Origin of the sequence: Rhodococcus wratislaviensis, from assembly GCF_900455735.1 — a bacterium.
Taxonomy (GTDB): Bacteria; Actinomycetota; Actinomycetes; order Mycobacteriales; family Mycobacteriaceae; genus Rhodococcus_F; species Rhodococcus_F wratislaviensis.
This window is the reverse complement of record NZ_UAUI01000004.1, coordinates 95,754-122,620: the sequence shown is the minus strand read 5'-3', so window position 1 is coordinate 122,620 and position 26,867 is coordinate 95,754. Positions and strand designations below refer to the sequence as shown.

Here is a 26,867-nt window from a genome sequence, read left to right as displayed (position 1 = left end):
AGAAGCCCGAGATGAAGATCCGTGGAGCGGTACTCGAGGAGATCGGGAGAACGCGCCCGTTCGCCGAGTCGGCACCGATCTCGATCTCCGAACTCGACCTCGACGAGCCCGGCGAGGGCGAGATCCTCGTCAGGATCGAGGCCGCGGGACTGTGCCACTCCGACCTGTCCGTCGTCGACGGCAACCGCGTGCGCCCGGTCCCGATGTTGCTCGGGCACGAGGCCGCGGGGCTGATCACCCAACTCGGCGCCGGAGTCGACGATGTCGCGGTCGGACAGCGCGTCGTCATGACGTTCCTCCCACGCTGCGGGGAGTGCGAGGGCTGCGCCACCGACGGCCGGATGCCGTGCGTGCCCGGCACCGGTGCCAACAACGACGGAACCCTGCTCGACGGGGGAGCGCGACTGCACCGCGGCGGCGACACCGTCCACCACCACCTCGGGGTGTCCGGATTCGCGACGCACGCGGTCGTCAACCGCCGCTCGGTCGTTCCCGTCGGCGACGACGTCCCCGCCGAGGTAGCGGCCGTGCTCGGATGCGCCGTCCTCACCGGCGGCGGCGCCGTCCTCAACGCGGGCGATCCGCAACCCGGCCAGGCTGTGATGGTCGTCGGACTCGGCGGGGTGGGGATGGCCGCGATCCTGACAGCGGTCTCCCTGGGAGTCGGCGAGGTCATCGGCGTCGACGCCGTTCCCGAGAAGCTGCAGACCGCCCGCGAACTCGGCGCGACGGCTGTCTACACCCCTGCGGAGCTCGAGGAGGCCGGTGTCCGGGCGCCCATCGTCATCGAAGCCGCCGGAAACGCGCGCGCGTTCGAATCGGCTGTTCGCGCGACCGCTCCCGGTGGCAGCACGATCACCGTCGGCTTGCCGTCCCCCGACGCGCGGTCGTCGATCTCGCCGCTCACCCTGGTGGCCGAGGCCCGCACCATCATCGGCAGCTACCTCGGGTCGGCGGTGCCGTCCCGGGACATCCCGATCTACGAGGACCTCTGGCGCGCCGGGAAGCTACCCGTGGAGAAACTCATCTCCTCTCGCATCACGCTGAACGACATCAACCGCGGCATGGACGAACTCGCCGACGGCAAGGCGATCCGGCAGATCATCGTGTTCGACTGACCCGGCGGGCCGGTCGCGGGCAGAATTCCGCCCATGAGGTTTCGCACCACCATCGAGTTGGGCGGCAAGACCGCGACCGGTTTCCGGATCCCCGAGGACGTCGTCGCGGAACTGGGGTCGGGTAAGCGCCCCGCGGTCCGGGTCACGATCGGCGGTCACACCTACCGCACCACGGTCGCGCCGATGGGTGGCGTGTTCATGATTCCGCTCAGCGCCGAGAACAGGGCAGGTGCGGGGGTCGCGGCAGGCGACGAGGTGGACGTCGACGTCGAACTCGACAGCGAACCCAGGGTCGTCACGGTTCCGCCCGACTTCGCCGCGGCGCTCGACCGGGAGCCGGACGCGAGGACGGCGTTCGATGCACTGTCGTACAACAATCAGCGGCGGCACGTGCTCTCGATCGAGGGCGCCAAGACGGACGAGACCCGGCAGCGCCGGATCGGAAAGGCCGTGGACGCGCTCCGGCAGGGCTGAGGCGAACCGGCGCGGATTCCGTCAGGGGGAGTCGCCCGGTCGCCCGGTGACATCCTCGACCGGCAGCGCCGACAGCGCAATCAGACCGGCCAGGAAACTCTCGCGGTCGCGCTCCGGCAACCTGGCCAAGAGCCGCTCCTCGCCCCGCCGGATCGCCGCCTGCGCCGAATCGCGCACGTCGTGCCCGGCAGGAGTCAGCGACAGCAGGCGCGCCCGGCGGTCCGCGGGATCGCGCTGCCGGTCGATCAGGCCACGGTCCTGCAGTTCGTCGAGCACGCCGATGATCCGGGTCTTGTCGGCGCCGATCGCCTCCGCGAGCGCGGCCTGGGTGCGCAGCGGATGCTCGTCGAGTGCCAGGAGCACGACGTATCCCCACATGGTCAGCCCGTGCTCCGCGAGCACGGGGAGTTCAGCCGCCACCAGCGAACGGTTCAGGGCGGTCGTCATCGCCGCGAGGTCGGGGCGGGTGCGTTCGTGCTGTCCGTTCGTCGGGTCGAGGCTGGGCATATCGCAGAAAATACACCTTGACCGATCATCTACATAGGTAGATGATAAGCGAACGCATATCAATTCGAGTCGAGTGACGAGGTGCCGACAATGGATGTGGACGAGGTCCGGCGCTGGGATCGCCGCGCCGTGCAATCGAGTGTGGAGTTCGTGTCGCAGGTGACGCGCGACGATCTGCAGCGCGCGACACCGTGTTCGGAGTGGACTCTCGGGGAACTGCTGGCCCACATGACCGTGCAGCACCGGGGATTCGCCGCGGCGGCCGCGGGCGGCGGTCCCGACCTGTCGAACTGGCGGCCGCGCGTGTCGGCGGACCCCGTTGCCGCGTACCGCTCGGCGGCCGGCGCCGTCATCGAGGCCTTCGCCCGGGACGGCGTCGGGAATCGGCAGTTCTGGTTGCCGGAGATCAGCACCGAGTTCCCGTTCCCCGCAGCCACGGCCGTCGGGTTCCACTTCCTCGACTACGTGGTCCATTCGTGGGACGTCGCCCGGTCACTCGGGCTCGACTTCGCGCCCGAATCCGGCATGGTGGCCGCGGTTCTCCCCATCGCACGTCTCGTGCCGGACGGGGCGGACCGGATGCGCGAGGGGGCCGCGTTCGCGCCCGGCCTGCCGACCGGCCCAGACTCCGCCGATTTCGACGTGGTGCTGTCGCTGCTCGGCCGATCACCGCACTGGCACCCCGAGTACGAGGCCGGCCGCGTCTGACGACGAGACGCAGGTCTCCTGCCCCGCCCCTGCGCAACGGTCCGCACCCGGCGATTGCGTAGGCTTTCGGGCGAATCGTTGTGACTGGACGGAGCGTGGAGAAGTGAGCGCAGCAACACCCATCAGGGTCGGGGTTCTCGGGGCCAAGGGCAAGGTCGGCCGAGCGATCTGCGAGGCGGTGGAGCAGGCACCGGACCTCGAACTCGTCGCAGAGGTCGATCACGGCGACAGGCTGGAGACGTTCGTCGAGACCGGCACGCAGGTCGTCGTCGACTTCACCCACCCCGACGTGGTGATGGACAACCTGAAGTTCCTCGTGTCCAACGGTATTCATGCGGTCGTGGGCACCACGGGGTTCGACGACGCCCGGCTCGACACCGTGCGGTCGTGGGTGTCGGAGCGGCCCGAGGTCGGTGTCCTGATCGCCCCGAACTTCGCGATCGGTGCCGTTCTCTCCATGCGCTTCGCCGAGGCGGCGGCACGATTCTTCGATTCCGTCGAGGTCATCGAGTTGCACCACCCCAACAAGGCGGACGCGCCGTCCGGCACCGCCTACCGGACCGCCGCCCTCATCTCGGAGGCGCGCCGCAAGGCAGGCGTGGGACCGAGCCCCGACGCAACGACCACCGAACTGGACGGTGCGCGCGGCGCCGACGTGGACGGCGTGCGGGTTCATTCCGTGCGGCTGGCAGGTCTCGTCGCCCATCAGGAGGTCATCCTCGGCACGCAGGGCGAGACGCTGACCATCCGGCACGATTCGATCGATCGCAATTCCTTCGCCCCCGGCGTCCTGCTCGGGGTGCGGGAGATCGGCTCCCGTCCCGGCCTGACCGTCGGTATCGACCCCCTTCTCGACCTGTGAAGGACGGCTCGACCAAGACCGTCGTCACGATCGGACTGCTGGTCGCGGCGCTGGCGTTCTACTTCGTCCTTCTCGGCCGGCGCGGGATCGAGTTGATCCAGGACGGCGGAGCAGCCGCGATCGGCCTGGGTGTCGGCGTCCTGATCCTGCCGTTCCTGGGCGCCTGGATCGTTTACGCCACGCTGCGTGCCGGATTCCAGCATCAGCACCTGTCCCGCCGGATCGCCGACGAGGGACTCGAACTGGACGTCAGCGATCTGCCGAAGCGACCCTCGGGCCGCATCGACCGGGACGCCGCCGACGCACTCTTCCAGCAGATCAAGTCCGAGTGGGAAACAGATCCGGACAACTGGCGGAACTCGTACCGCCTCGCCCGCGCCTACGACTACGCCGGCGACCGCGGCAGGGCCCGGGAGACGATGAAACGGGCCGTGGAACTCGAACGCGTGGAACGGGAAGGTGAGCCCGGCCGGTAGGTGACGGACGCGGTCGTACGCTGACGACTGTGAAGTCACTACTCGTCGTCCACCACACACCGTCACCGGTGACCCGTGAGTGCCTCGAAGCCGTGCTGAAAGGCGCGCGCGATCCCGACATCGACGGCGTCGAGGTGAAGTCGATCCCCGCTCTCGGCGCGACCGTGCCCGACGTCCTGGCAGCCGACGGGTTCCTGTTCGGGACGTCCGCCAACTTCGGCTACATGTCCGGTGCGCTGAAGCATTTCTTCGACACCGTCTACTACCCGTGCCTCGACGCGGTCGCCGGACGTCCCTACGGACTCTGGGTGCACGGCAACAACGACACCGCCGGCGCCGTGAAGTCGGTGCAGAAGATCGTGACCGGGTTGGCACTCACGCAGGTGGCGGAGATCCTGGAACTGACCGGATCGCTCGACGCGAGTGCGCGGGAGCGGTGTTACGAACTCGGTGCGACGGTCGCGGTCACGCTGGCCGAGGATGCGTGACGTCGCGGCCGGGACCGTGTCGGTGGTTGATGGCAGGCTGCGGTCATGCGTGAGATGACCGCTGCCGCGGCCCGGAGATCGGCGCTCTGGGCGCAGGGGTTCGCCGACAGGAAACCGGCCGGGGCGCCGACGCGCAGGCACGTCCGCTCGGTCCTCGACCGGGTGCGGCTGTTCCAGATCGACTCGGTGTCGGTGGCTGTGCGTGCCCACTACGTCCCGCTGTTCAGCCGTCTCGGTGGCTACGACCGGGGGCTGGTCGATTCGGCGGCGTGGTCGCATTCCGCCCGCGCACCCCGGATGCTGGCGGAGTACTGGGCGCACGAGGCCGCGTTCATCCCCGTCGAGGACTGGCCGCTGATGCGCTGGCGGATGCACCGGTACCGGCACGGTCGCTGGTCCGGCGAATCCCGCGTACTCGACCGCAATCCCACGCTCGCCGCCGACGTGCTCGACGTGATCGGCGCCGTCGGTGCGTGCAGCGCGAGCGACGTGGAGAAACACCTCGAGGTCGACCGTCCGGACCGCAAGGGGCCGTGGTGGGATCGCAGCGACACCAAAGTGGTGTGCGAGCAATTATTCGCGTCCGGCGCGTTGGCGGTGGACAAACGGGTCGCCTTCACCCGTCACTACGACCTGAGTGAACGTGTGCTGCCGAAAGCGATACTCGCCGAGGAAATCTCGGAGGAGGACGCCGTCCGTGGGCTCGTGCAGCGGTCCGCGCGGGCCCTCGGTGTGGCTACCGAACCCGATCTGCGGGACTACTATCGACTGTCGCCGGGGCAGACCGCCTCGGCCATCGAGGAACTCGTCGAGGACGGGGTGCTCGAACGGGTCGGGGTCCGCGGCTGGGATGCGCCGGCATTCGTGCACCGCGACGTCCGAATTCCCCGAAAGGTGGAGGGGGCGGCGCTGTTGTGCCCGTTCGATCCGCTGGTCTTCTGCCGTCCCCGGACCGAGCGGATATTCGACTTCCGGTACCGACTCGAGATCTATACCCCCGCGCACAAACGTGTCCACGGCTACTACGTCTTTCCGTTCCTGCTGAACGGTGAACTGGTCGCGAGGGTCGATCTCAAGGCCGACCGCGCGTCGGGAACGCTCGAGGTGCGATCCGCGTTCGTGGAACCCGACCGGAATCCGGGGCGCGTGGTGGAGGCGCTGCTCCCGGAACTGCGAAGAATGGCAACGTGGTTGGGTCTGGACGACATCCGGGTGGACGATCGCGGCAACCTCGGTGCCCTCCTCGCGGCCGCGGCGGCGCGGCCGCGAGGAGAGTGAGGAATTACAGGCTCTCGACGAACTTCGTCAGGCCCTTGCTCGCGGTCTCGAGTGCCGTCTTCTGTGCCTTCTTCACGAGGAACCCGGGCAGCGGGATCTTCGGATCGACCGTCAACTCGAAGGTGACCTTGGTGCCTGCGCCGGACTCGGTGAGGACGTACGAGCCGTCCTGGGCGTTCTGCTGGCCGCTCTCGACGAGGTGCCACGACACGGTGTCGTCGCCCTCGAACGTGTAGTCGACGACCTGCTCGTCGCTGATCCCGAGGATGGAGACGCTCATCCGGACTCGATGGGGGCGGCCGTCGTCGTGTGTGCTCTCGATGGTGACCGACTTGTGGGCCGAGGACCACTCGGGCAGGCGATCCACCGCAGCGATCGCGGCCATCACCGTGGCCGGATCGGCCTTGATCTCGAATTCCTTGACGCCGGAAACGGCCATGTTCTTCGCTCCTTCGAGCCCGTGGCGACTCTCACCGTGTGGCTGATGCGACGTAATTACATCACCGCCGCCGACGGGCGCGTGGAGTGAGTGCGCCGGTGCTCAGAAATTGTCTCTCCCGCTGCGGCGCATCTGGTCCTTGAGCGCGCCCTGGACCGCCTGCGACACCCAGGAATTGAGCGACACCCCGTTCTGGGAGGCGGCCTCCTCGGCCTTCGACTTGATCTGATCCATCAGACGCAGAGTGACGCGGCTGATGTCTCCGGTGACGTCATCGAAGGCGGCACCGATGTCCTCGGCAGCCGTCGTCCCTTCCCCCTCCGGCCCCGGCGCAGTGGGTGTGCGATGCACGTCGACCGCCACCTCGCTGCCGTCCAGTCGCACACCGACGGTGCGATTGCCCAGTTCGGACGACACTTCACCCGCGAAATCAGTGAGCGCCGAGAGGAGGAGCAGCCGGGCTGCGGGTTCGACCGCGGCAGCGAGTGCCGCCGCGGTCGCACGCGTCTGCTCGTCGCCGAGTGCTGCTGCTGCGTTCAGGTCGTCTCGCAGCCGGGAGACGTAGATGCCGAGGTCCATGACGCCAGCATGGCGTCATAGGTGACGTCAGTCAAGCAGTCGTGACTTCAGCTCGGTGATGTCGCCCTCGGACAACTTCAGCCCCTCCGACACGTAGGCGTCGAAGCTGCCGTACGTGGCGACGGCCGTGTCGAACGCGATGTCGAGCCACGCCTGGTCGACGCCGTCCAGGCCGGGATGTTCCGGGTCGGCCCCGCGGTAGGTGTTGCTGAGCAGGTAGTCCGCGGTGACCGTGTCCCGCGGGACCCCCAGGATGGTGAGCAGCACGGCCGTCGCCCATCCGGTGCGGTCCTTGCCTGCGCTGCAGTGGTAGATCACGGCGCCGTCGGACGCCGCGATGTCGTGGAGAACCGCGGAGAACGCCTCGTTCGCCCCCGGACCCGTCACGAAGGCGCGGTAGGCGGCGGGCATGTCGACCAGAGTGGCGATCGGCGACTGCCCGAGCACGTCGTACCAGTTCCCGGCTGCGCCGGCCGGAAGCCGGTCCGGCGCGAGCGCCCGCTCGTACGTCGTGCGGAGGTCGTCGACGACCGTCACGTTCGAGGATTCGAGCCGCGCGAGGTCACGCGGGGTCAGCCTGTCCAGCGCGTCCGTGCGGAACACCAGACCGGAACGGACGACGGAACCGTCGGCCGTCGGGTATCCACCGATGTCACGAGCATTTCGGGCACCCTCGAGCCCGAGCGAGCGCTGCCCGGCCCCGGGCTGCGCCGGACTCTCGGCAACCGACGGTCCCGTCGCGGGCGGCCCGGCGAACGCCGGGGGAGCGGCCCCGAGAACGGCGGTCCCGAGAACTGCGATCACGACGGCGCGGCGCGCGCGGCCGGTCCGGTACTGCACAGGAAGTCTCCCTCGCGAATAAGCGGCACCACGGAAAGTGTGGGCGAGACGAAGAGTGACACGCGCGGGCGACCACACGGGAACCGGGCCGTTGCCGGGGCGGGGCACACCGAGACCCCGATCAACGCTGCGACTAGGGTCGATGCATTCAGGAGGACTTCCGACCAGGGAGTTCGGTAGGAGGAACAGCGCAGTGCCGCAGACCGTGCCGCTCAGGGTGCAACTCGTCGCGAAGACGGAGTTCTTTCCGCCGGCTGACATTCCGTGGGAGACCGACGCCGACGGCGGCGAAGCGCTGGCGGAGTTCGCGGGCCGGGCGTGCTACCAGAGCTGGTCCAAACCCAACCCCCGCACCGCAACCAACGCCGGATATCTGCGCCATCTGCTCGAGGTCGGGCACGAGTCGGTCCTCGAACACGGCACCGTCAGCTTCTACATCACCGGCATCTCCCGGTCCTGCACTCACGAGTTGATCCGGCACCGCCACTTCTCCTACTCGCAGCTGTCGCAGCGCTTCGTGCGCGAGAACGACGGGAATGTCGTCGTCCCGCCCGCGATCGCCGGCGACCCGGAACTCGAGGAGTTGTTCGCGAAGGCCACCGACGCGAGCCGGGCGGCATACGGCGAACTCCTCGAGGCCCTCGAAACGAAACTGGCGGACACCTCCAGCGTGCCGCTGCGCAACAAGCAGGCGAGGCAGGCGGCGAGGGCCGTCCTGCCCAACGCGACGGAGACCCGCGTCGTGGTCACCGGCAATTACCGGGCGTGGCGGCACTTCGTCTCGATGCGGGCCACCGAGCACGCCGACGTGGAGATTCGCCGTGTGGCGGTCGAGTGCCTGAGGCAGCTGCAGGCGGCCGCGCCGAATGTCTTCGGCGACTTCGAGGTACTGGACTGGGGCGACGGCACGGAGGTGGCGCGGAGCACGTTTTCCGCCGACGCGTGACGGGAATGCAAAAGTACCTGGGTCACCGGGTAGCCTTCTGACCATGACCTACGGTGATTCCGCTTCTCCCGTCGAGCGTCCGTTCGGCACCGTGTCCACAGCGATGGTGACGCCGTTCACCTCGGACGGAAAGCTGGACGTCGACGCCGGTGTCCGCCTCGCGGCGTACCTCGTCGACAACGGGTGCGACTCCCTTGTCCTCGCCGGTACGACCGGTGAGTCGCCGACGACCACCGAGAACGAGAAGCTCGAGCTTCTCCGGGCAGTCATCGACGCGGTGGGCAACCGCGCGAAGATCATCGCCGGCGCGGGCAGCAATGACACCGCGCACAGTGTCGAACTCGCCCGTGACGCCGCCCGCGCGGGCGCGCAGGGCCTCCTCGTCGTCACCCCCTACTACTCGCGTCCGCCGCAGGCCGGACTGTTCGCGCATTTCACCGCCGTCGCCAACGCCACCGACCTTCCGGTCATGCTCTACGACATTCCACCCCGCTCCGTCGTCCCCATCGAGACGGAGACCATCCGGCGCCTCGCCGAGAACCCGCGGATCGTCGCGGTCAAGGACGCCAAGGGCGACCTCAACGCGGGCGCCGAGCTGATCGGTACCACGGACCTCCAGTTCTACTCGGGTGACGATCCGCTCAACCTGCCGTGGCTGTCGGTGGGCGCGACGGGATTCGTCAGCGTCATCGGGCACCTCGTGCCCGGCCGGTTGCGCGAACTGCACACGGCATTCGCGGCCGGTGACATCGCCCGCGCCCGCGCGATCAATCTCAGCCTGATCCCGGTCATCCGCTCGGTGGCGCGTCTCGGCGGCGTCAGCGCGTCGAAGGCGGGTCTGCGCCTGATCGGCCTGGACGTCGGCGAACCCCGGTTGCCGCAGGTGGCACCGACTCACGATCAGCTCGACCTCCTGGCCGCCGATCTGCACGCTGCGGGGGTGCTCGCGTGACCCGACCGCCTCGTCGTCGCAGCGCCAGCCGCCAGGCCGGTCCCCCTTCCCCCACCGCGAGCGAGCCGACGAAGTCGGCGCCCCCGGTCGCCGAGCCGACGAAGTCGGCGCCCCCGGTCGCCGAGCCGTCGAAGTCGGAGCCCGTCGTCGCCGACCAGCCGTCGGCTCCGAAGTCGGAGCAGGCCAAGTCCGCGCCCGTGAAGACCTCCTCCACGAAGGGCGGCGCCGCCAATAAGTCGTCGTCCCGCTCCGGCAGGCGCGGCGGCGGCAACAAGCGTCAGGACACGCGGCCGGCGTCGGTCGATCCGACGGCCCGGCTCGGCGCCCCGCCGAAGGCTCCGTTCAAGGGTCTGCGGGTGGTGGCACTCGGCGGTATCGGCGAGATCGGTCGCAACATGACCGTTTTCGAGCACCAGGGCAAGCTGCTCATCGTCGACTGCGGTGTGCTGTTCCCGGAAGACCAGCAGCCGGGTGTCGACCTGATTCTCCCGGACTTCCGGCACATCGAGGACCGGATGGACGACGTCGAGGCCGTGGTCCTCACGCACGGTCACGAGGACCACATCGGCGCCATCCCGTTCCTGCTGCGCCTGCGGCCGGATCTGCCCGTGGTCGGTTCGCGGTTCACGCTCGCGCTCGTCGCGGCCAAGTGCCGTGAGCACCGCCAGCGCCCCAACCTCGTCGAGGTCGTCGAGGGGCAGCGCACCGATCACGGTCCGTTCGAGTGCGAGTACTTCGCCGTCAACCATTCGATCCCCGACGCCATCGCCGTCGCGATCCGGACCGACGCCGGCGTCGTGCTGCACACGGGCGACATCAAGCTCGACCAGCTCCCGCTCGACGGCAGGCTCACCGACCTCGCCGGCTTCTCGCGGCTCGGCGACGAGGGCGTCGACCTGTTCCTCGTCGACTCCACCAACGCCGAGGTGCCAGGCTTCGTCACCCCCGAACGTGAGATCGGGGGAGTGCTCGACAACGTCATCGGCAAGGCGAAGCAGCGTGTGATCGTGGCCTCCTTCGCCAGCCACGTGCACCGCATCCAGCAGGTCGTCGACGTCGCCCACCGGTACAACCGGCGGGTCGCGTTCGTGGGCCGTTCGATGGTCCGCAACATGCAGATCGCGCAGGATCTCGGATACCTGACCGTGCCGGACGGCCTGGTGGTCGACATCGACACCGCGGCCAACCTGCCCGACGACCGGCTCGTCCTCATCTCCACCGGTTCGCAGGGTGAACCGCTGTCGGCGTTGTCGCGGATGGCCCGCGGTGAGCACCGGCAGATCAACATCCGGGCCAACGACCTCGTCGTGCTGGCGTCCTCGCTGATCCCGGGCAACGAGAACTCCGTTTTCGCCGTCGTCAACGGACTCGCCAAGCGCGGCGCCACCGTCGTCACCCAGCAGAGCGCGAAGGTGCACGTCTCCGGTCACGCATCGGCGGGCGAGCTTCTGTACCTGTACAACGCGGTCCGGCCCACCAATGCCATGCCGGTCCACGGCGAATGGCGTCACCTGCGCGCCAACGCCGCCCTCGCGAAGGCGACCGGCGTGCCGGAGGAGCGGATCGTGCTCGCCGAGGACGGGGTGGTGGTCGACATGGTCGACGGTCTCGCCGAGATCGTCGGGCAGGTTCCCGTCGGGCACGTCTACGTCGACGGACTGTCCGTCGGTGACGTCGGCGACTCCACGCTGTCGGACCGGCTGGTCCTCGGTGAGGGCGGATTCATCGCCATCAACGTCGTCATCGACGACCACACGGGTCGTGCGGTCAGCACCCCCGAGGTGTCCGGACGCGGATTCTCCGACGACCCCACGGCCCTCAAGGATGCGGCTCAGCTGGTCGAGGCGGAACTCCTCCGACTGGCCACCGAGGGCATCAACGACGCTCACCGCATCGCCCAGGCGATCCGGCGCGTCGTCGGCAAATGGGTGGCGGACAAGTACCGTCGCCGGCCGATGATCGTCCCGACCGTCATCGCGGTGCCGTCTGCGGAGGGCAAGTAGTTCTCCGGCAGGTAGATTCGGTCGGGTGACCTTCGCCCGAGAAGAACGCCTCGCCCTCGTCGACTCGATGGCCGAATTCGGTCCCGACGCCCCGACCCTCTGCGGGACGTGGACCAACCGGGACCTGGCCGCCCACCTGATCGTGCGCGAACGGCGCCTCGACGCTGCCCCCGGCATCGTCGTGGGTCGGCTCGCCGGCTACACGGAGCACGTCCAGAACGAGACGGCGAAACGTCCGTGGAGCCGCCTGCTGGACGAGGTCCGGTCGGGCCCGCCGATGTGGTCCCCGATGTACTGGGTGGACGCGCAGGTGAACCTGGGGGAGATGTTCGTCCACCACGAGGACGTGCGCCGCGCCCACGAGGGATGGGAGCCGCGGGTCCTGCCCGGCGAGCGCCAGGACGCGTTGTGGGGTCTCGCACGGAAGGTCGGGAAGCTCGGCTACCGGCACTCCCCGGTGACGGTGGTGCTCGAGCGGCCGTCCGGAGAGCAGGCCACAGTCCGTAAGGCCGGAGCCGGCCGGGTGATTCTGCGCGGTGAACCGTCGGAACTCGCCCTGCACGCGTTCGGCAGGGACCAGGTACGGATCGAGACCGACGGTGAGGCCGCCGACATCGAGGCCGTGACCTCCCTCGACCGAGGGTTCTGAGGGCATTTCGCCGCAGGTCTCACCGTGTTACGGGTGTTGCGGATGGTCCGGAAGGTGCCGTAGCGACTAATCTGAGAGCCATGGCAGGTAAGGCGAGCGCCCGCGGTTCGAGCACGACGACGTCCACGGCGAGGACGGGCGTGCGAGGCGGCTCGACCCCGTCCAAGCCCAAGTCCCGCACGACCCGGACGGTCAGCACTCCGCGTAAGTCGACCTCGCCGCGCGGTGGCGGCTCCCGCGGCGGCGCACGAAGGCCCGCCGCGAAGAAGTCGTCGACGTCCGGCCCCCTCAAGTCGGTGGGCCGGGGGATCGGTGCCGGCTGGTCACTCATGGCGAAGGGCGTCGGGGCCACCACCCGCACCGTCGGCAAGGCTGCCGAGATCGAACAGGGTCACCGGCGCGACGGCATCGCGCTCGGGTTGATCGCGATCAGCGTCGTCGTCGCCGGCGGAATCTGGTTCTCCGCAGGCGGTCCGGTGGGCGAGTGGATCGAGACCGGAGTCCGCGCCGTGTTCGGTGGGGCGTCCGGCGTCCTGCCCCTGATCGGTGTCGCCGTCGCGGTGATCCTGATGAGGACCGAACCGAAACCCGAGATCCGGCCGCGGCTGGTCCTGGGGTCGCTGCTGGTCGGTCTGCCTGCCCTCGGTCTCTGGCACATCGCGACCGGGTCGCCCACCGACGCCGAGGGCAGATCCCGCGGCGCCGGTTTCGTCGGGTACGCGGCGGGAGGACCACTGACGGACGGCCTGACCGTGTGGCTCGCCGCGCCGCTGCTGCTGATGGCCGCACTGTTCGGTGTCCTGCTGCTGACCGGAACCACGGTCCGCGAGGTGCCCGGCAAGCTGCAGTCGTACTTCGGGATGTCGTTCGGCCGCGACCACTACGCCGACTACGACAGCGAGTACTACGAGGACGGCGAATACGACCCCACGCTGTTCGATGCCGACGGCTACCCGGTCGACGATTTCAAGACCGGGGTCCGGGGTGCCCCGGCCGACAACTATCCCACCGACGAGTACGACGTCAGCGACACCGCGAAGACGGAGGTGCTCGGGCTCTGGGAGTCCGAGCCCGCCACGGAACCGGTGCCGTCGCCGGCCCCGGCGCCGAAACCGGCGCGCGCCAAGGCCAAGCCGGTCGCTGCCCCGAAGCCGGAACCCGAACCGGAACCGCTGCCCGACGTCGACAAATTCGTGACCGATCGGGTGATCGAGGGCGACTACACGTTGCCGCCGACGTCGCTGCTCATCGAGGGCGATCCGCCGAAGAAGCGCAGTTCCGCCAACGACGCGATGATCGAGGCCATCACCGAGGTCCTCGAGCAGTTCAAGATCGACGCGGCCGTCACCGGATTCACCCGCGGCCCGACCGTCACCCGCTACGAGGTGGAACTCGGACCGGGTGTGAAGGTCGAGAAGATCACCGCGCTCGCCCGCAACATCGCGTACGCCGTCGCCACCGACAACGTGCGCCTGCTCGCGCCGATCCCCGGTAAGTCCGCGGTCGGCATCGAGGTCCCCAACTCGGACCGGGAGATGGTGCGCCTCGCCGACGTCCTCACCGCCCCGAGCACCCGCAAGGACCACCACCCGCTGGTGATCGGTCTCGGCAAGGACATCGAGGGCGACTTCGTCAGCGCCAACCTCGCGAAGATGCCGCACCTGCTCGTCGCCGGTTCCACCGGTTCCGGTAAGTCGAGCTTCGTGAACTCGATGCTGGTGTCGCTGCTGTCCCGTGCGACACCCGACGAAGTGCGAATGATCCTCATCGACCCCAAGATGGTGGAGTTGACGCCCTACGAGGGCATTCCGCACCTCATCACCCCCATCATCACCCAGCCGAAGAAGGCCGCAGCCGCGCTGGCCTGGCTCGTGGAGGAGATGGAACAGCGCTACCAGGACATGCAGGCCAACCGGGTGCGCCACATCGACGACTTCAACGCCAAGGTGAAGTCGGGTGAGATCACCGCGCCGCTCGGCAGTGAACGGGTCTACCGGCCGTATCCGTACATCCTCGCCATCGTCGACGAACTCGCGGACCTCATGATGACCGCGCCGCGTGACGTCGAGGACGCGATCGTGCGCATCACCCAGAAGGCGCGCGCCGCCGGTATCCACCTCGTGCTGGCTACACAGAGGCCATCGGTGGACGTCGTGACGGGTCTGATCAAGACCAACGTGCCGTCACGGCTCGCCTTCGCGACGTCGTCCCTGACGGACTCGCGGGTCATCCTGGACCAGCCGGGCGCCGAGAAGTTGATCGGTATGGGTGACGGGCTGTTCCTGCCGATGGGCGCAGGCAAGCCGACACGCCTGCAGGGCGCGTTCATCACCGATGAAGAGATCTCCGCGGTCGTCGATTTCAGCAAGAACCAGGCGGAGCCGGAGTACACCGAGGGCGTCACCGCCGCCAAGGTCGGGGAGAAGAAGGACGTCGATCCCGACATCGGCGACGACATGGACGTGCTGCTGCAGGCGGTGGAACTCGTCGTCTCCAGTCAGTTCGGGTCCACGTCGATGCTGCAGCGGAAGCTGCGTGTCGGTTTCGCGAAGGCAGGCCGGCTGATGGACCTGATGGAGACCAGGGGAGTGGTGGGCCCCAGCGAGGGCTCGAAAGCCCGTGAGGTGCTCATCAAGCCCGAGGAACTGGACGGTCTGCTGTGGTCGATCCGCGGCGGTGACCCGAACGAGGCGCCGTCCGACCAGGAGTAGGGCCCGGCGCGCGTGTCCGAAATGGGCGATTCACGCGCAGTGTGGTTGAATGGTCACCGAATTGGAGGGGAGTATCCCCACCTCTGTGGCAGCATCGTCAACACGATCGGCACCATTGCCGATCCGGGGCTGTCAGTCGCTCGGACACGAGGTTCCGGCGCGGCGGGAGAGACCTCCGGTACCCGCTAGGTCTACCGGAGGTCTGTGTTCATGCATGTGTCACCGCTGGTCTGGGTCATCACCTGTGTGGTGATTCTCGGACTGTTCGTCTTCGACTTCTTCGCGCACGTGCGCACACCGCACGCCCCCACATTCCGTGAGTCGGCGTTCTGGTCGTCGGTCTACATCGGTATCGCCATCCTGTTCGGCCTGGTCGTGATGTGGTTGTGGGGAAGTCAGTACGGCGGCGAGTATTTCGCCGGTTACGTCACCGAGAAGGCGTTGTCGGTCGACAACCTCTTCGTGTTCGTCATCATCATGGGAACTTTCGCGGTGCCGCGGGAATACCAGCAGAAGGTACTGCTGATCGGCATCGTGATGGCGCTGGTGATGCGCGGAATCTTCATCGGGGTCGGTGCCGCGGCGATCAACGCCTACAGCTGGGTGTTCTACCTGTTCGGTGCGTTCCTCATCTACACCGCGTACACGCTCGTACGTGATCACGGGCACGAGAAAGAGGTGGAGGAGGAACGCGACAGCAAGATCGTCGCCGTCGCGAAGAAGATCCTCCCCACCACGGACACCTACGACGGCGACAAGCTCGTCACGCGAATCAACGGCAAGCGTGTCGTGACGCCGCTGCTGCTCGCGCTGGTCGCCATCGGATTCACCGACGTGCTGTTCGCGCTCGACTCGATTCCCGCGATCTACGGGCTCACCCAGGAGCCGTACCTGGTCTTCACGGCCAACGCGTTCGCGCTGATGGGTCTGCGTCAGCTGTACTTCCTCATCGGCGGCCTGCTGGACCGACTGGTGTACCTGTCGTACGGCCTGTCGATCATCCTGGCGTTCATCGGCGTCAAGCTCGTGCTGCATGCCCTGCACGAGAACACGCTGGGCTTCGTCAACGGCGGCGAGCACGTGGCCGTGCCGGAGGTGTCGACGGTGTTCTCGCTCGCCGTCATCCTCGGTGTGTTGGCAGTGACCACCGTCGCCAGCCTTCTCAAGACGCGGAACACGACGCCGGCGCAGTAGTTCCGCCGGGCGTCGTGCTCGAGGGTGTCCGGTGCTCGGTGAGTCAGGAACTGAATTCGCCGAGCACCGGAACCCATTCGACGATCCGCGAGGCCGCCACGAGTCCGTTGCGGGCGAACGGGTCGTGGGTGAAGAGCAGTTCCACGGTCTCCGCATCGGCGGCGTCGACGATGATGAATGCGCCGCTGCCATCGGCGAAGGGGCCGGACGAGACGACGGTCTTGCGCTCGGCGAGCTCACCGAGCCACTCGCGGTGGGCGGGGCGATGCTCGTCGCGTCCGGCGACGGTATCGGCCGAATACGTGTACTCCACTACGAACAGGGACATGTTCTCGCTCTCTCGGGACGGGTTCGTCGAACAAAAAATGGGATCAGGGCACTTCCGTCTCACGCACTGGGATTTCAGAGGGTGAGAAGCATTCGGGTATTGCCGAGGGTGTTCGGCTTGACGTAGCTCAGATCGAGGAATTCGGCGACACCGGTGTCGTACGAGCGGCACATCTCGGCGTAGACCTCGGCGGTCACGGGTGTGCCGTCGATCTCGACGAATCCGTGCTTGCCGAAGAAGTCCACCTCGAACGTGAGAACGAAGAGACGCTCGAGTTCGAGTTCCCGCGCGACCTCGATCAACTTGGCCACCACGTGGTGTCCCGCGCCCTGGCCCTTGGCCGACGGATCGACCGCGATCGTGCGTACCTCGCCGAGGTCGGCCCACAGCACGTGCATTGCGCCACAACCGATCACGTTGCCGTCGCGTTCGGCCACCCAGAACTCCTGGACGGATTCGTACAGGGTCACGAGGTTCTTCTCGAGCAGGATCTTGCCGGCGTAGATGTCGATCAGGCGCTTGATCTCGGGGATGTCGGAGGTTCGTGCTCGCCGCACGATCAGCTGATTGTCGGCGGTGTCCGGCGTCCGAGAAGTCATGTCGTGAACATTAGCCAACGGCCGTACCGATATTCTTAGGCACGTGCCGGTACGACCTACGAATCCTCCCCACTCCCCGCTGCGTCCCGGGGTGCAGTTCGACGCTGCGGTGCTGCGATGAGCGCGCAGCGCGAGGATTGGACGGCCGCCGACAAACCGGCGGCCCCGGACCCCTCGGTGGAGCCCGCGAGTGAGACTGCCGTACCACTTCTGAACATCGCGAACATCCTGACGATTCTCCGGATCCTGCTGGTCCCGGTCTTCCTGGTCGTGCTGTTCGTCGGCGACGGGCACTCGACGACGTGGCGCCTGATCGCCACCGGTGTGTTCGCGGTCGCGGCCATCACCGACCGGATCGACGGGCAACTCGCCCGCAAGTACGGCCTCGTCACCGACTTCGGCAAGCTCGCCGATCCGATCGCGGACAAGGCGCTGATCGGAGCAGCCCTCGTGGGGCTGTCGATTCTCGGAGACCTGCCCTGGTGGGTGACGGCGGTGATCGCGGTCCGGGAACTGGGCATCACCCTGCTGCGGTTCGCGGTCCTGCGACATGCCGTCATCCCGGCAGGCCGGGGAGGCAAGCTCAAAACTCTCGTGCAGACGATCGCGATCGGCTACTACCTGCTGCCGCTGCCCGACGGATTCGAGGTCGCCGGCTGGATTCTCATGGGTGCCGCCGTGCTGCTGACGGTGGTGACCGGGCTGGACTACGTCGTGCAGGCCGTCCGCCTGCGAGCCGGCGTGCACAAGGTCGAGGCGAACGCGAGCACCGGGGCGTGACCGACCCGCTGGTGGACGGCACGCGGGCCGGTGACCTCGTCGCCGTCCTCACCGCCCGCGGCGAGACGGTGGCCACCGCGGAATCGCTCACCGCGGGACTGCTCACCGCGACCATCGCCGGAGTGCCCGGCGCCAGCAACGTGCTCCGCGGCGGGCTCGTCGTCTACGCCACCGACCTGAAAGCCACCCTCGCCGGGGTCGATCCCACCCGGCTGGCGGCGGACGGGCCCGTGGCCGCGTCCACGGCACGCGCACTGGCGGACGGTGCCCGCGCCCGCTGCGGCGCCGACTGGGGCGTCGGATTGACCGGTGTCGCGGGCCCGGACATGCAGGACGGACACCCGGTCGGCACCGTGTTCCTGAGCATTTCCGGGGCGTCCGGTACGGCCGTCCGCGAGCTCGGATTGACCGGTGACCGGTGGCAGATCCGGAAATCTGCGGTTTCCGCCGCCGTGTCGGGACTCCTCGATCGTGTGCAGGAAACATCCGCAGGCTAAGGTCGGGAACCAATCGGTCCTGTTCGCGCGTTGAGATAGGCGAGACAGGTGACGGATGAAGGAGGAGCGAGATGGCGCTGCTATTGCGTGAGGCAATCGGTGACAGTCTTCGGCGTACGCGCGTTTCGCAGAGCCGGACCCTGCGTGAGGTCTCCAACAGTGCTCGTGTGAGCCTCGGGTACTTGTCCGAGGTCGAACGAGGGCGTAAGGAAGCTTCGAGTGAGCTCCTGGCGGCGATCTGCGACGCACTGGAGGTCCCACTCTCCGATGTGCTCGTCGACGTCAGCGAATCGCTGTCCGACGGTTCTTCGGCCAAGCGTGCGGACACCGAGCGGCACGCGGTCGAATCCGCGCCCGCCGAGGCTCCTGCCGCGAGCGCACGACCGGGTTCGACGACCATCGCCCGCGACACCCGGGTGGTCATCCCTGCACCCGCGCAGGCGCTGGCTGCCGCGTAGCAACACCCGTGCCGAACCGATAGATTTCAGTTAACCGCCGATCTCGTTGTCGGCGGGTCAGACAGGCAGTCGGGGCGCAGCCCTTGTTCCGGTGCGTGACGGTCGCGTATCGGGTCGCGCATCGCGCGGCGCAACAGATGGAGGCAGGATCAAACCCATGGCTAATCCTTTCGTCAAGGGATGGAAGTACCTGATGGCGCTCTTCAATTCCAAGATCGATGAGAAGGCTGACCCCAAGGTTCAGATTCAGCAGGCGATCGAGGATGCGCAGCGCCAGCACCAGGCCCTGTCGCAGCAGGCCGCGTCTGTCATCGGCAACCAGCGCCAGCTCGAGATGAAGCTCAGCCGCCAGCTCGACGAGGTGGAGAAGCTCAACGCCAACGCCCGTCAGGCCGTCAACCTGGCCGACCAGGCCCAGGCTGCGGGCGACACCGAGAAGGCCATCCAGTACTCCAACGCCGCCGAGGCGTTCGCCGCCCAGCTCGTCACCGCCGAGCAGGGGGTCGAGGACCTCAAGGCACTGCACGACCAGTCGCTGCAGGCGGCCGCACAGGCGAAGAAGGCCGTGGAGCAGAACGCGATGGCTCTGCAGGCCAAGGTCGCGGAGCGCACCAAGCTGCTCAGCCAGCTCGAGCAGGCCAAGATGCAGGAACGGGTCAGCGAGTCGCTGCGCTCGATGGACAGCACCCTGTCCGCTCCCGGCAACACCCCCAGTCTCGACGCCGTGCGCGACAAGATCGAGCGCCGCTACGCCGACGCTCTCGGTTCCGCGGAGCTGGCGCAGAACTCGGTGTCGGGCCGCATGATGGAGGTGCAGCAGGCGAGCATCCAGATGGCCGGACACAGCAGGCTCGAGCAGATCCGGGCCTCGATGAAGGGCGACGCCCTGCCGTCCGGCGGCGCCGCCAACGCGCCGGCGACTCCTGCCAGCCCGAACCTCGACAAGCAGCCGCCGGCAGCGGGCCAGACCGGCGCGGCGCAGTAGCCGAACAGTATTCGCATGAGTTCCACCCGAGGTGGCCGACCTGGACGCGCAGTCCGGTCGGCCACTGTCGTGTCCGGGCTCGCCGGGATCCAGGGCGCTTTGCGCGACGCCGGTGAGTCCGTCGCGGACGCGGCGCAGAGGTGGCGTGACCCCCGGGAACGGCTGCTGCGGAAGAAGCGGCGGGCCCGGCGCCGCGCGAAGCGCTACGGCATCGTGTCCGGATCCTCGGCCACCGGTGCCGCGGGTCTCGCCCTGATGGCCGCACCGGAGTGGTCGATGCTGATGGCCGGTGGCGGCGCCGTCGTGTTCGCGGTCCCTGCGGTGCTGGCCGCCAGCCGCTACCGCAAGCTCGCCGCCGTGACGTTGCCACCGGGCCTGCCTGCCCGTCGGGTGCTTCCTCCGCCGTCCTCGGCCGCCCGGGAGCCGATGGAGCGACTCGTGCACAGCGAACGGGCACTGCACGGCATTCTCGGCGTGCTGTCCCGGTCCGGGACCATCAGCGGCGAGGACGTCGAGGACACCCATTCCACGGCCCGTTCCGCGGCCGCCGCCCTGCAGGCGGTCGCCCTCGACATCACGTCCATGGAGGACGCCGCCCAGGGGAGCCGGGCCGCGGCAGCGCCGCTCCACCGTGCGATCGCCTCCGCTGCCGCGCAACTCGACGACGGCGTCGACCAGTTCGAAGAACTGGTGGCCGCTGCCGCCGAGGTCGCCGTTCCCGGAACGACGAGTGCCGTCGGCGAACTGGCCTACGAACGTGCAGAACTGGTGTCGGCGACGGAGAAGCTCGCCGGCCTCGCGGCGGCTCTCGGCGAGATCGACGAGATCGTTCGCCGCTATCGCTGATGTCGTCGATCGACCCGTCCGGCGACTTCCGGGAAGTCTGTGGGGGAGAACCCTGATCTTTCCCTGATCTTTACGCTGACCTGGTGATTTACCCGCTCCGCCGTGCCACGCTGGTGTGCGTACCCGATAAGTGGGGTCGACCAGATGTCGGGCGCAGAAATCGATCGGGGAGACGTGAGTGGAGGAAATCATGTTCTGGAAGATTGTTCTAGCGGTCGCGGCGATCTGGATCGCGTTGGCGGTCGTCGGTGCCCTCGTCAAGGGTCTGTTCTGGATTCTCGTGGTCAGCGCCGTGGTGTTCGGCGTGTACCTGTTGATCAAGGCGATGTCCGGATCCGGCGAGAAATCGGACATCACGCGGAGCTGACAGGCATGCTCTACCCATGGAACCGGTACCCGAGGACTGGCATCGTGGGCTCGTCGTCGTCGCGCACCCCGACGACATCGAATACGGCGCAGCGGCGGCCGTAGCGCGCTGGACCGAGCAGGGCAAGGACATCCGCTACGTGCTCGCCACCAGCGGGGAGGCGGGGATCGCGGGCCTGCATCCCACGGAGTCGGGCCCGCTGCGGGAGGTGGAGGAGCGGCGTTCCGCAGCCGTGGTCGGAGTGACCGACGTGGAGTTCCTCGGGTACCCCGACGGCACTCTCGTGGAGAGTCTCGCACTCCGCCGCGATCTCGCGACGGCGATCCGTCGTCATCGCCCGGATCTCGTGGTGACGGCGAACTTCGCGGACACCTGGGGGCCGGGCCAGCTGAACAGTGCCGACCACCGCGCGCTCGGCCGTTCCGTTCTCGACGCCACCGCGGATGCCGCGAACGAATGGATCTTTCCCGAGCTGGGGGAGTCGGGGTTGCCGCCGTGGCGCGGTGTCCGCTGGGTCGCCGTCAACACGATGACCCCGACCCACGCGGTGGATGTCACTCACACGGTGGATCGGGCGGTGCTCTCGCTGGCCGAGCACGTCCGCTATCTCGAAGCGCTCAGCGACGTCCCGGTGGGGCAGCAGGCGAGGGCTCAGGTCGAGATGGTGACCGGGCCGCAACCGGGATTCGACGCCGAACGCGCGGTGGGATTCGAGCTCTACTACTTCGGCTGAGGCCCGAACCGTCGGGATCGTGCCGGCGTACCGATCTCCCCGGAGAGTGACTCCGGCGGGGACGGAATGCCATAATTATCCGAAATTGGGTGGTTCTGGCCGACTCTCACCCGACGTGCACGCCTGTCCTGTCCGCTCACGCTCCGGCCATGCTTACGCCACCCGAATCCCCGGCGTCACGGGCGGTCGGGCGGACGTGAACGGCCTGGGCGAAGGTGATTCGCGTGCCGGTCCGGTGCCGGCGGGAGATTCGTGCGTTACGATGTTACACACAATGTCTATTCGTAATTCTCCGTCGCGAGACGACGCCTCAGCGAGCGTCGAGGACTCCATTCTCGACGCCGCACGCTCGTGCATCCTCGATTTCGGACTGCGTCGCACCACGCTGGCGGAGGTCGCCCGGCGCGCCGGCGTCAGCAGGCCGACCGTCTACCGGCGCTGGTCGGACACCAGGGCCGTGGTCGCCGATCTGATGACCCGCGAGATCGCTGCCGTGATGCCCCAATTCTCGGCGGAGGACTCGGTCCACCGTCAGCTGGTCGACGCCGTGGTCCACGTGTCCACCGAGGTGCGCGACCATCCGCTGTTCGTGAAGATCCTGCGTTCGGATCAGGAACTGTTCACCACCTACATCCTCGAGCGGCTGGGTACGAGCCAGCGGGCGATCATCGACCAGGTCGCGTTCGCGGTGTCGACGGGGCAGGACCAGGGCTCGATCCGCGCGGGGGACAGCCGTCAGATCGCCACGATGGTGCTGCTCATCGCGCAGTCCGCGGTTCAGTCGGCCGCGATGGTGGCCGAGGAACTTCCCGGCGACGCCCTCACGGAGCAACTCCGGCACGCCGTCGGCGCCTATCTGGCCCCGGACGCCGCCGACAACCACCCGACAGATCGAGGAGACCGGTGAACCATCCGAACACGCCGCCCGTGAGCCGTTCGTCGGCTCTGAATGCCGCGCGAAGGGCGCGCGAACTCGACCAGCTGTCGGACGGTGCACTCGTCGACGTCCTGGTGATCGGCGGCGGAGTGACCGGCGTCGGTGTCGCGCTCGACGCGGCGTCACGCGGCCTCGACGTCGTGCTCGTGGAGAAGCGGGATCTCGCGTTCGGGACCAGCCGGTGGAGTTCGAAACTCGCCCACGGCGGGCTGCGGTACCTGGCATCGGGCAACGTCGGCATCGCCCGCGAGAGCGCGGTCGAACGCGGAATCCTCATGACCCGTACCGCTCCCCATCTCGTCCGGGCGCTCCCACAGCTGGTGCCCGTCCTCGAGTCGACGACCCTGTTCGGCAAGTGCCTCGTCCGTACGGGATTCCTGGCCGGCGACCTGCTGCGTGCCAGTGCTCGCACACCGTCGTCGGTCCTCCCGCGGTCACGGACGGTCCGGGCCGACCGGGTGGTCGAACTCGCCCCCGCGGTGCGGCGGGAAGGCCTGCGCGGAGGCCTGATGGCGTTCGACGGCCAGCTCGTCGACGACGCCAGACTCGTGGTGTCCCTCGCACGCACTGCCGCGCTCCACGGTGCGAAGGTGCTCACGCGGACAGGCGCGTACGACGTGACCGGGACGTCCGCGACCCTGCGCGACGAGCTGACCGGCTCGGAACTGCCGATCAGGGCGCGCGCCGTGGTCAACGCGGCGGGAGTGTGGTCGGGGGAGATCGATCCCGGAATCACGTTGCGGCCCAGTCGCGGCACGCATCTGGTGCTCCCGGCCGAGCGGCTCGGCAACCCGACCGCGGCGCTCACGGTGCCGATCCCCGGTGAGACCAATCGCTTCGTCTTCGCGCTGCCCGCACAGCTCGGCCGCGTGTACCTCGGCTTGACCGACGAGGCGGCGCCGGGACCCGTTCCGGATGTTCCGGTGGCATCGGAGCAGGAGATCGACTTCCTTCTCGACACGGTCAACACCGCGCTCGAGGTTCCGTTGCAGCGCTCGGACGTCCTCGGTACCTTCGCGGGCCTGCGCCCTCTGCTCGACACCGGGGACGGATCCACCGCGGACCTCTCCCGCAACCACGCCATCCTGCGCTCGGACACGGGTCTCGTCAGTGTGGTCGGCGGCAAACTGACCACCTACCGAAAGATGGCGGAGGACGCCGTCGACGCCGCGGTCGAAGTGGCAGGACTGGACGCGGGCCGGTGCCGGACTCGGGCCCTGCCGCTCGTCGGCGCCGCGACACCCGAAGCGCTGCAGAAGGTCTCGGCCCCGCCCGCGCTGCTCGCCCGCTACGGAACGGAGGCGGCGCTGATCGCCGCCGCAGACGCCGAACTGCTCGCACCGATCGCCGAGGGTGTGGACGTGAGCCGCGCCGAGCTCCAGTTCGCGATGACCCACGAGGGGGCACTCGACGTCGACGACCTGCTCGACCGGCGCACCCGGATCGGGCTCGTCCCCGCCGACCGTGCCCGGTCTCTCGGTGCCGCCGAAGCAGTGTTCGAGAAACGGTGACGCCGACCGTGTGACACTCTGTGGTTCGTGCGAGTCGCCGTGGTCGCCGGGCCTGATCCCGGACATGCCTTTCCCGCCCTTGCGTTGTGCCTCGCCTTCATCGAGGCCGGAGACGATCCCGTCCTGTTCACAGGCACACGGTGGGTCGAGCCCGCACGCTCGGCCGGCGTGCCTGCCGAGCTGCTGAAAGGTCTCGCGCCCCGCCCGACGGACGACGACCTCGATGCGGGCGCGCGCATTCACGCCCGCGCCGCGCACATCTCCACCGAGTTGCTCCCCGACCTGCGCGCGATGGGACCCGACCTCGTGGTCTCGGACATCCTCACCGCAGGCGGGGGGATGGCCGCGGAGCGGCTGGGGATTCCATGGGTCGAGCTGTCCCCGCACCCGCTGTACGCCGCGTCCACGGGGTTGCCGCCCATCGGAAGCGGATTGGCTCCGGGCGTGGGAATCAGGGGCAGGCTCCGCGACACGCTCATGCGCGCCGCGACGGCGCGGTCGATCCGGCAGGGTGAGCGGCAGCGCTCCGCGGCCCGGGTCGGCGTCGGACTGCCTGCAAAGGACCCGGGACCGGTGCGCCGGCTGATCGCGACGCTCCCCGCGCTCGAGGTGCCGAGGCCGGACTGGCCTGCCGAGGCGCACGTCGTCGGTCCGTTGCTGTGGGAACCGACGAACGAGGTGCTCGAGGCGCCGGACGGCGCCGATCCTCTGGTCATGGTGGCTCCGTCGACCGCATTCACCGGTGCCGAGGGCATGCTCGAGACGACGCTCGCGGGTCTCGATGGGGCTGGCGTCCGGGTGATCGCGTCGATACTGGACGGATCGCCGGCGACGGTTCCGCCGTGGGCGCGAGCCGGTCTGGGCCGGCAGGACGCGATGCTGCGCGAGGCGTCGGCGGTAGTCTGCGGCGGCGGACACGGAATGCTGGCCAAGGCACTGCTCGCAGGGGTTCCGGCGGTGGTTGTTCCCGGCGGCGGCGATCAGTGGGAGCTCGCGAACCGGGCCGCGCGGCAGGGGAGCGCCGTCGTGGTTCGTCCCCCGAGTGCGGAAGCGCTCCGCGCGGCGGTCGAACAGGTGCTCTCGAACGGTGCCCACGCGGACGCCGCGCGGCGGGCCGCGCGGAGCAACGCGGACGTCGCCGATCCGGTGGAGGTGTGCCGCGACGCGCTGCGGTGAGAGCCCGGCTCGAGGTTCGGCTAGCGTGGATGCGTGCGACTGACCGAATTTCACCAACTCGTCCGCGAAGAGTTCGGGCAGATGCGCGGCGACGCACTACTCGTCGACCACGTGCTGCTCAGTCTCGGGGGCAAGACCGCCGCCGAAGCCATCGAGGACGGCAGGGAACCCCGCGAGGTGTGGCGTGAACTCTGCGTAGAGTTCGACGTCCCGCCGCAGCGCCGGTAGAAATCCGGCGTGTCGAACGGACCGACCGCACATATCGAACACACGTTCCCCTATGCTGGAGATGTTCGGTGGTCACGGTTCTTGTCGGTACCTGGATCTAACCTGACCGCAGATCACTGATGAGACTCGAGGAATGGGGACGACGATGGCACCACAGGCACACGATCGAGACAAGGCGCTCGACCTCGCGCTGGCGCAGATCGACAAGAACTTCGGCAAGGGCTCGGTGATGCGCCTGGGCGAAGGTGTCCGTCAGCCCATCGCCGTCATCCCTACCGGGTCCATCGCGCTGGACGTCGCCCTCGGCATCGGCGGGCTGCCCCGCGGCCGTGTCGTCGAGATCTACGGCCCGGAGTCCTCGGGTAAGACCACCGTGGCTCTGCACGCGGTCGCCAACGCCCAGGCGGCAGGCGGCATCGCCGCGTTCATCGACGCCGAGCACGCGCTCGACCCCGACTACGCCCAGAAGCTCGGCGTCGACACCGACGCGCTGCTGGTGTCGCAGCCCGACACCGGTGAGCAGGCGCTGGAGATCGCAGACATGCTGATCCGCTCCGGTGCCCTCGACATCCTCGTGGTCGACTCCGTGGCCGCTCTGGTCCCGCGCGCCGAGATCGAGGGCGAGATGGGCGACAGCCACGTGGGTCTGCAGGCCCGTCTGATGAGCCAGGCGCTCCGTAAGATGACCGGTGCGCTCAGCAATTCCGGCACCACCGCGATCTTCATCAACCAGCTGCGCGAGAAGATCGGCGTCATGTTCGGTTCCCCCGAAACCACCACCGGTGGTAAGGCATTGAAGTTCTACTCGTCGGTGCGCCTCGACGTGCGGCGGATCGAGACCCTGAAGGACGGCACCGACGCGGTGGGTAACCGTACCCGTGTCAAGGTGGTCAAGAACAAGGTCGCGCCGCCGTTCAAGCAGGCCGAGTTCGACATTCTCTACGGCCTGGGAATCAGCAAGGAAGGCTCGCTGATCGATATGGGTGTCGAACACGGGTTCATCCGCAAGTCGGGCTCCTGGTACACCTACGAAGGCGACCAGCTGGGGCAGGGCAAGGAGAACGCCCGCAAGTTCCTGCTGGAGAACACCGACATCCGGGACGAGATCGAGAAGAAGATCAAGGAAAAGCTCGGAATCGGCGCCGACGTCACTGCTGCTACGGATGACGCCGCCCCGGTCGAATTCTAAGGCGCCGCC

The 26,867-nt window shown here is 68.3% G+C and carries 31 protein-coding genes; 25 read left to right on the top strand and 6 right to left on the bottom strand.

Annotated elements, in window-relative coordinates:
- Positions 1-11 precede the first annotated feature (11 nt).
- Both DTA22_RS08835 and DTA22_RS08830 read left to right on the top strand, forming a co-directional pair.
- Positions 12-1,118 carry an alcohol dehydrogenase catalytic domain-containing protein gene (locus tag DTA22_RS08835; protein WP_112299211.1) on the top strand — a complete coding sequence of 369 codons (1,107 nt, stop codon included), beginning with the start codon at positions 12-14 and terminating at the stop codon, positions 1,116-1,118.
- A gap of 33 nt (positions 1,119-1,151) precedes the next feature.
- The gene (locus tag DTA22_RS08830) at positions 1,152-1,592 is read left to right on the top strand and encodes a YdeI/OmpD-associated family protein (RefSeq protein ID WP_112299210.1); all 441 of its coding nucleotides are present in this window, start codon (positions 1,152-1,154) and stop codon (positions 1,590-1,592) included.
- A 21-nt stretch (positions 1,593-1,613) separates the two neighbouring features.
- Here DTA22_RS08830 and DTA22_RS08825 read toward each other — a convergent pair whose 3' ends face one another.
- Entirely contained in the window at positions 1,614-2,099 is a 486-nt protein-coding gene (locus DTA22_RS08825) for a MarR family winged helix-turn-helix transcriptional regulator (protein WP_112299209.1), read from the bottom strand.
- A gap of 90 nt (positions 2,100-2,189) precedes the next feature.
- Between DTA22_RS08825 and DTA22_RS08820 the strand changes: the two genes are divergently transcribed.
- The 5 genes from DTA22_RS08820 (at position 2,190) to DTA22_RS08800 (ending at position 5,911) form a co-directional block, all read left to right on the top strand.
- Entirely contained in the window at positions 2,190-2,807 is a 618-nt protein-coding gene (locus DTA22_RS08820; RefSeq protein ID WP_112299208.1) for a TIGR03086 family metal-binding protein, read from the top strand.
- Positions 2,808-2,910: 103 nt separating this feature from the next.
- Positions 2,911-3,669 carry a 4-hydroxy-tetrahydrodipicolinate reductase gene (gene dapB, locus DTA22_RS08815; protein WP_037232558.1) on the top strand — a complete coding sequence of 253 codons (759 nt, stop codon included), beginning with the start codon at positions 2,911-2,913 and terminating at the stop codon, positions 3,667-3,669.
- Positions 3,666-4,145, top strand: coding sequence for a hypothetical protein (locus DTA22_RS08810; protein ID WP_037232557.1), 480 nt, complete (start codon positions 3,666-3,668; stop codon positions 4,143-4,145). Before dapB ends, DTA22_RS08810 begins: the two co-directional genes overlap by 4 nt.
- A gap of 29 nt (positions 4,146-4,174) precedes the next feature.
- Positions 4,175-4,633 (top strand): flavodoxin family protein, encoded by a 459-nt coding sequence (locus DTA22_RS08805; protein ID WP_037232556.1) that lies wholly within the window; start codon positions 4,175-4,177, stop codon positions 4,631-4,633.
- Between the two features lie 45 nt (positions 4,634-4,678).
- The gene (locus DTA22_RS08800) at positions 4,679-5,911 is read left to right on the top strand and encodes a winged helix-turn-helix domain-containing protein (protein WP_112299207.1); all 1,233 of its coding nucleotides are present in this window, start codon (positions 4,679-4,681) and stop codon (positions 5,909-5,911) included.
- 4 nt (positions 5,912-5,915) lie between these two features.
- Here DTA22_RS08800 and DTA22_RS08795 read toward each other — a convergent pair whose 3' ends face one another.
- The 3 genes from DTA22_RS08795 to DTA22_RS08785 form a co-directional block, all read right to left on the bottom strand.
- Complete coding sequence (locus DTA22_RS08795; protein ID WP_005240727.1) at positions 5,916-6,350, bottom strand: SRPBCC family protein; 435 nt, start codon at positions 6,348-6,350, stop codon at positions 5,916-5,918.
- 102 nt (positions 6,351-6,452) lie between these two features.
- Positions 6,453-6,929: a toxin-antitoxin system HicB family antitoxin gene (locus tag DTA22_RS08790; RefSeq protein WP_037232552.1), complete on the bottom strand. Its 477-nt coding sequence runs from the start codon at positions 6,927-6,929 to the stop codon at positions 6,453-6,455.
- 27 nt (positions 6,930-6,956) lie between these two features.
- Entirely contained in the window at positions 6,957-7,769 is an 813-nt protein-coding gene (locus tag DTA22_RS08785) for a tyrosine-protein phosphatase (protein WP_245973295.1), read from the bottom strand.
- Between the two features lie 193 nt (positions 7,770-7,962).
- Here DTA22_RS08785 and thyX point away from each other — a divergent pair, with 193 nt between their 5' ends.
- The 6 genes from thyX to DTA22_RS08755 all read left to right on the top strand — a co-directional run bounded on the left by thyX (position 7,963) and on the right by DTA22_RS08755 (position 16,224).
- The gene (gene thyX / locus DTA22_RS08780; protein ID WP_037232548.1) at positions 7,963-8,715 is read left to right on the top strand and encodes an FAD-dependent thymidylate synthase; all 753 of its coding nucleotides are present in this window, start codon (positions 7,963-7,965) and stop codon (positions 8,713-8,715) included.
- Between the two features lie 43 nt (positions 8,716-8,758).
- Positions 8,759-9,667: a 4-hydroxy-tetrahydrodipicolinate synthase gene (dapA, locus tag DTA22_RS08775; protein ID WP_005261164.1), complete on the top strand. Its 909-nt coding sequence runs from the start codon at positions 8,759-8,761 to the stop codon at positions 9,665-9,667.
- Entirely contained in the window at positions 9,664-11,670 is a 2,007-nt protein-coding gene (locus tag DTA22_RS08770; protein ID WP_112299206.1) for a ribonuclease J, read from the top strand. Before dapA ends, DTA22_RS08770 begins: the two co-directional genes overlap by 4 nt.
- A 25-nt stretch (positions 11,671-11,695) precedes the next feature.
- A complete protein-coding gene (locus tag DTA22_RS08765; protein ID WP_037232540.1) occupies positions 11,696-12,319 on the top strand; it encodes a TIGR03085 family metal-binding protein in 624 nt (207 codons plus the stop codon).
- An 80-nt stretch (positions 12,320-12,399) separates the two neighbouring features.
- Positions 12,400-15,030: a DNA translocase FtsK gene (locus tag DTA22_RS08760; protein ID WP_112299205.1), complete on the top strand. Its 2,631-nt coding sequence runs from the start codon at positions 12,400-12,402 to the stop codon at positions 15,028-15,030.
- 210 nt (positions 15,031-15,240) lie between these two features.
- The gene (locus DTA22_RS08755; protein ID WP_009480008.1) at positions 15,241-16,224 is read left to right on the top strand and encodes a TerC family protein; all 984 of its coding nucleotides are present in this window, start codon (positions 15,241-15,243) and stop codon (positions 16,222-16,224) included.
- A gap of 43 nt (positions 16,225-16,267) precedes the next feature.
- On the opposite strand, the gene DTA22_RS08750 is transcribed toward DTA22_RS08755, so the two are convergent.
- Positions 16,268-16,552 (bottom strand): YciI family protein, encoded by a 285-nt coding sequence (locus tag DTA22_RS08750; RefSeq protein ID WP_005240736.1) that lies wholly within the window; start codon positions 16,550-16,552, stop codon positions 16,268-16,270.
- A gap of 74 nt (positions 16,553-16,626) precedes the next feature.
- The gene (locus tag DTA22_RS08745; RefSeq protein WP_037232537.1) at positions 16,627-17,151 is read right to left on the bottom strand and encodes an amino-acid N-acetyltransferase; all 525 of its coding nucleotides are present in this window, start codon (positions 17,149-17,151) and stop codon (positions 16,627-16,629) included.
- Between the two features lie 117 nt (positions 17,152-17,268).
- Here DTA22_RS08745 and pgsA point away from each other — a divergent pair, with 117 nt between their 5' ends.
- The 12 genes from pgsA (at position 17,269) to recA (ending at position 26,858) form a co-directional block, all read left to right on the top strand.
- On the top strand, positions 17,269-17,931 hold the full coding sequence (pgsA, locus tag DTA22_RS08740; protein WP_112299204.1) for a CDP-diacylglycerol--glycerol-3-phosphate 3-phosphatidyltransferase: 663 nt from the start codon (positions 17,269-17,271) through the stop codon (positions 17,929-17,931).
- Entirely contained in the window at positions 17,928-18,428 is a 501-nt protein-coding gene (locus DTA22_RS08735; protein ID WP_025432385.1) for a CinA family protein, read from the top strand. The genes pgsA and DTA22_RS08735 overlap by 4 nt, the downstream gene beginning before the upstream one ends.
- A gap of 71 nt (positions 18,429-18,499) precedes the next feature.
- Complete coding sequence (locus DTA22_RS08730; RefSeq protein WP_005240740.1) at positions 18,500-18,886, top strand: helix-turn-helix domain-containing protein; 387 nt, start codon at positions 18,500-18,502, stop codon at positions 18,884-18,886.
- 157 nt (positions 18,887-19,043) lie between these two features.
- On the top strand, positions 19,044-19,871 hold the full coding sequence (locus DTA22_RS08725; RefSeq protein ID WP_112299203.1) for a PspA/IM30 family protein: 828 nt from the start codon (positions 19,044-19,046) through the stop codon (positions 19,869-19,871).
- Between the two features lie 15 nt (positions 19,872-19,886).
- Positions 19,887-20,717: a phage shock envelope stress response protein PspM gene (pspM, locus tag DTA22_RS08720; protein WP_235214454.1), complete on the top strand. Its 831-nt coding sequence runs from the start codon at positions 19,887-19,889 to the stop codon at positions 20,715-20,717.
- Between the two features lie 190 nt (positions 20,718-20,907).
- Positions 20,908-21,084 carry a hypothetical protein gene (locus DTA22_RS36240; protein ID WP_007296377.1) on the top strand — a complete coding sequence of 59 codons (177 nt, stop codon included), beginning with the start codon at positions 20,908-20,910 and terminating at the stop codon, positions 21,082-21,084.
- Positions 21,085-21,100: 16 nt separating this feature from the next.
- Positions 21,101-21,817: a PIG-L deacetylase family protein gene (locus DTA22_RS08710; RefSeq protein ID WP_037232524.1), complete on the top strand. Its 717-nt coding sequence runs from the start codon at positions 21,101-21,103 to the stop codon at positions 21,815-21,817.
- Between the two features lie 274 nt (positions 21,818-22,091).
- Positions 22,092-22,724: a TetR/AcrR family transcriptional regulator gene (locus DTA22_RS08705; protein ID WP_112299202.1), complete on the top strand. Its 633-nt coding sequence runs from the start codon at positions 22,092-22,094 to the stop codon at positions 22,722-22,724.
- Positions 22,721-24,265 carry a glycerol-3-phosphate dehydrogenase/oxidase gene (locus DTA22_RS08700; protein WP_112299201.1) on the top strand — a complete coding sequence of 515 codons (1,545 nt, stop codon included), beginning with the start codon at positions 22,721-22,723 and terminating at the stop codon, positions 24,263-24,265. Before DTA22_RS08705 ends, DTA22_RS08700 begins: the two co-directional genes overlap by 4 nt.
- Before the next feature lie 27 nt (positions 24,266-24,292).
- Positions 24,293-25,441 (top strand): glycosyltransferase, encoded by a 1,149-nt coding sequence (locus DTA22_RS08695; protein ID WP_112299200.1) that lies wholly within the window; start codon positions 24,293-24,295, stop codon positions 25,439-25,441.
- A 33-nt stretch (positions 25,442-25,474) separates the two neighbouring features.
- Positions 25,475-25,669: a DUF3046 domain-containing protein gene (locus tag DTA22_RS08690; protein ID WP_005240748.1), complete on the top strand. Its 195-nt coding sequence runs from the start codon at positions 25,475-25,477 to the stop codon at positions 25,667-25,669.
- A 145-nt stretch (positions 25,670-25,814) separates the two neighbouring features.
- Positions 25,815-26,858, top strand: a complete 1,044-nt coding sequence (recA, locus tag DTA22_RS08685; RefSeq protein ID WP_005240749.1) for a recombinase RecA — start codon at positions 25,815-25,817, stop codon at positions 26,856-26,858.
- Positions 26,859-26,867 lie beyond the last annotated feature (9 nt).

Bases quoted from the DNA above. Each gene is read 5' to 3' on its own strand.
- DTA22_RS08835 (WP_112299211.1), top strand. From the start codon at position 12: ATGAAGATCCGTGGAGCGGTACTCGAGGAGATCGGGAGAACGCGCCCG.
- DTA22_RS08830 (WP_112299210.1), top strand. From the start codon at position 1,152: ATGAGGTTTCGCACCACCATCGAGTTGGGCGGCAAGACCGCGACCGGT.
- DTA22_RS08825 (WP_112299209.1), bottom strand. From the start codon at position 2,099: ATGCCCAGCCTCGACCCGACGAACGGACAGCACGAACGCACCCGCCCC.
- DTA22_RS08820 (WP_112299208.1), top strand. From the start codon at position 2,190: ATGGATGTGGACGAGGTCCGGCGCTGGGATCGCCGCGCCGTGCAATCG.
- DTA22_RS08800 (WP_112299207.1), top strand. From the start codon at position 4,679: ATGCGTGAGATGACCGCTGCCGCGGCCCGGAGATCGGCGCTCTGGGCG.
- DTA22_RS08795 (WP_005240727.1), bottom strand. From the start codon at position 6,350: ATGGCCGTTTCCGGCGTCAAGGAATTCGAGATCAAGGCCGATCCGGCC.
- DTA22_RS08790 (WP_037232552.1), bottom strand. From the start codon at position 6,929: ATGGACCTCGGCATCTACGTCTCCCGGCTGCGAGACGACCTGAACGCA.
- dapA (WP_005261164.1), top strand. From the start codon at position 8,759: ATGACCTACGGTGATTCCGCTTCTCCCGTCGAGCGTCCGTTCGGCACC.
- DTA22_RS08760 (WP_112299205.1), top strand. From the start codon at position 12,400: ATGGCAGGTAAGGCGAGCGCCCGCGGTTCGAGCACGACGACGTCCACG.
- DTA22_RS08755 (WP_009480008.1), top strand. From the start codon at position 15,241: ATGCATGTGTCACCGCTGGTCTGGGTCATCACCTGTGTGGTGATTCTC.
- DTA22_RS08750 (WP_005240736.1), bottom strand. From the start codon at position 16,552: ATGTCCCTGTTCGTAGTGGAGTACACGTATTCGGCCGATACCGTCGCC.
- DTA22_RS08745 (WP_037232537.1), bottom strand. From the start codon at position 17,151: ATGACTTCTCGGACGCCGGACACCGCCGACAATCAGCTGATCGTGCGG.
- pgsA (WP_112299204.1), top strand. From the start codon at position 17,269: ATGAGCGCGCAGCGCGAGGATTGGACGGCCGCCGACAAACCGGCGGCC.
- DTA22_RS08730 (WP_005240740.1), top strand. From the start codon at position 18,500: ATGGCGCTGCTATTGCGTGAGGCAATCGGTGACAGTCTTCGGCGTACG.
- DTA22_RS08725 (WP_112299203.1), top strand. From the start codon at position 19,044: ATGGCTAATCCTTTCGTCAAGGGATGGAAGTACCTGATGGCGCTCTTC.
- pspM (WP_235214454.1), top strand. From the start codon at position 19,887: ATGAGTTCCACCCGAGGTGGCCGACCTGGACGCGCAGTCCGGTCGGCC.
- DTA22_RS36240 (WP_007296377.1), top strand. From the start codon at position 20,908: ATGTTCTGGAAGATTGTTCTAGCGGTCGCGGCGATCTGGATCGCGTTG.
- DTA22_RS08710 (WP_037232524.1), top strand. From the start codon at position 21,101: ATGGAACCGGTACCCGAGGACTGGCATCGTGGGCTCGTCGTCGTCGCG.
- DTA22_RS08705 (WP_112299202.1), top strand. From the start codon at position 22,092: ATGTCTATTCGTAATTCTCCGTCGCGAGACGACGCCTCAGCGAGCGTC.
- recA (WP_005240749.1), top strand. From the start codon at position 25,815: ATGGCACCACAGGCACACGATCGAGACAAGGCGCTCGACCTCGCGCTG.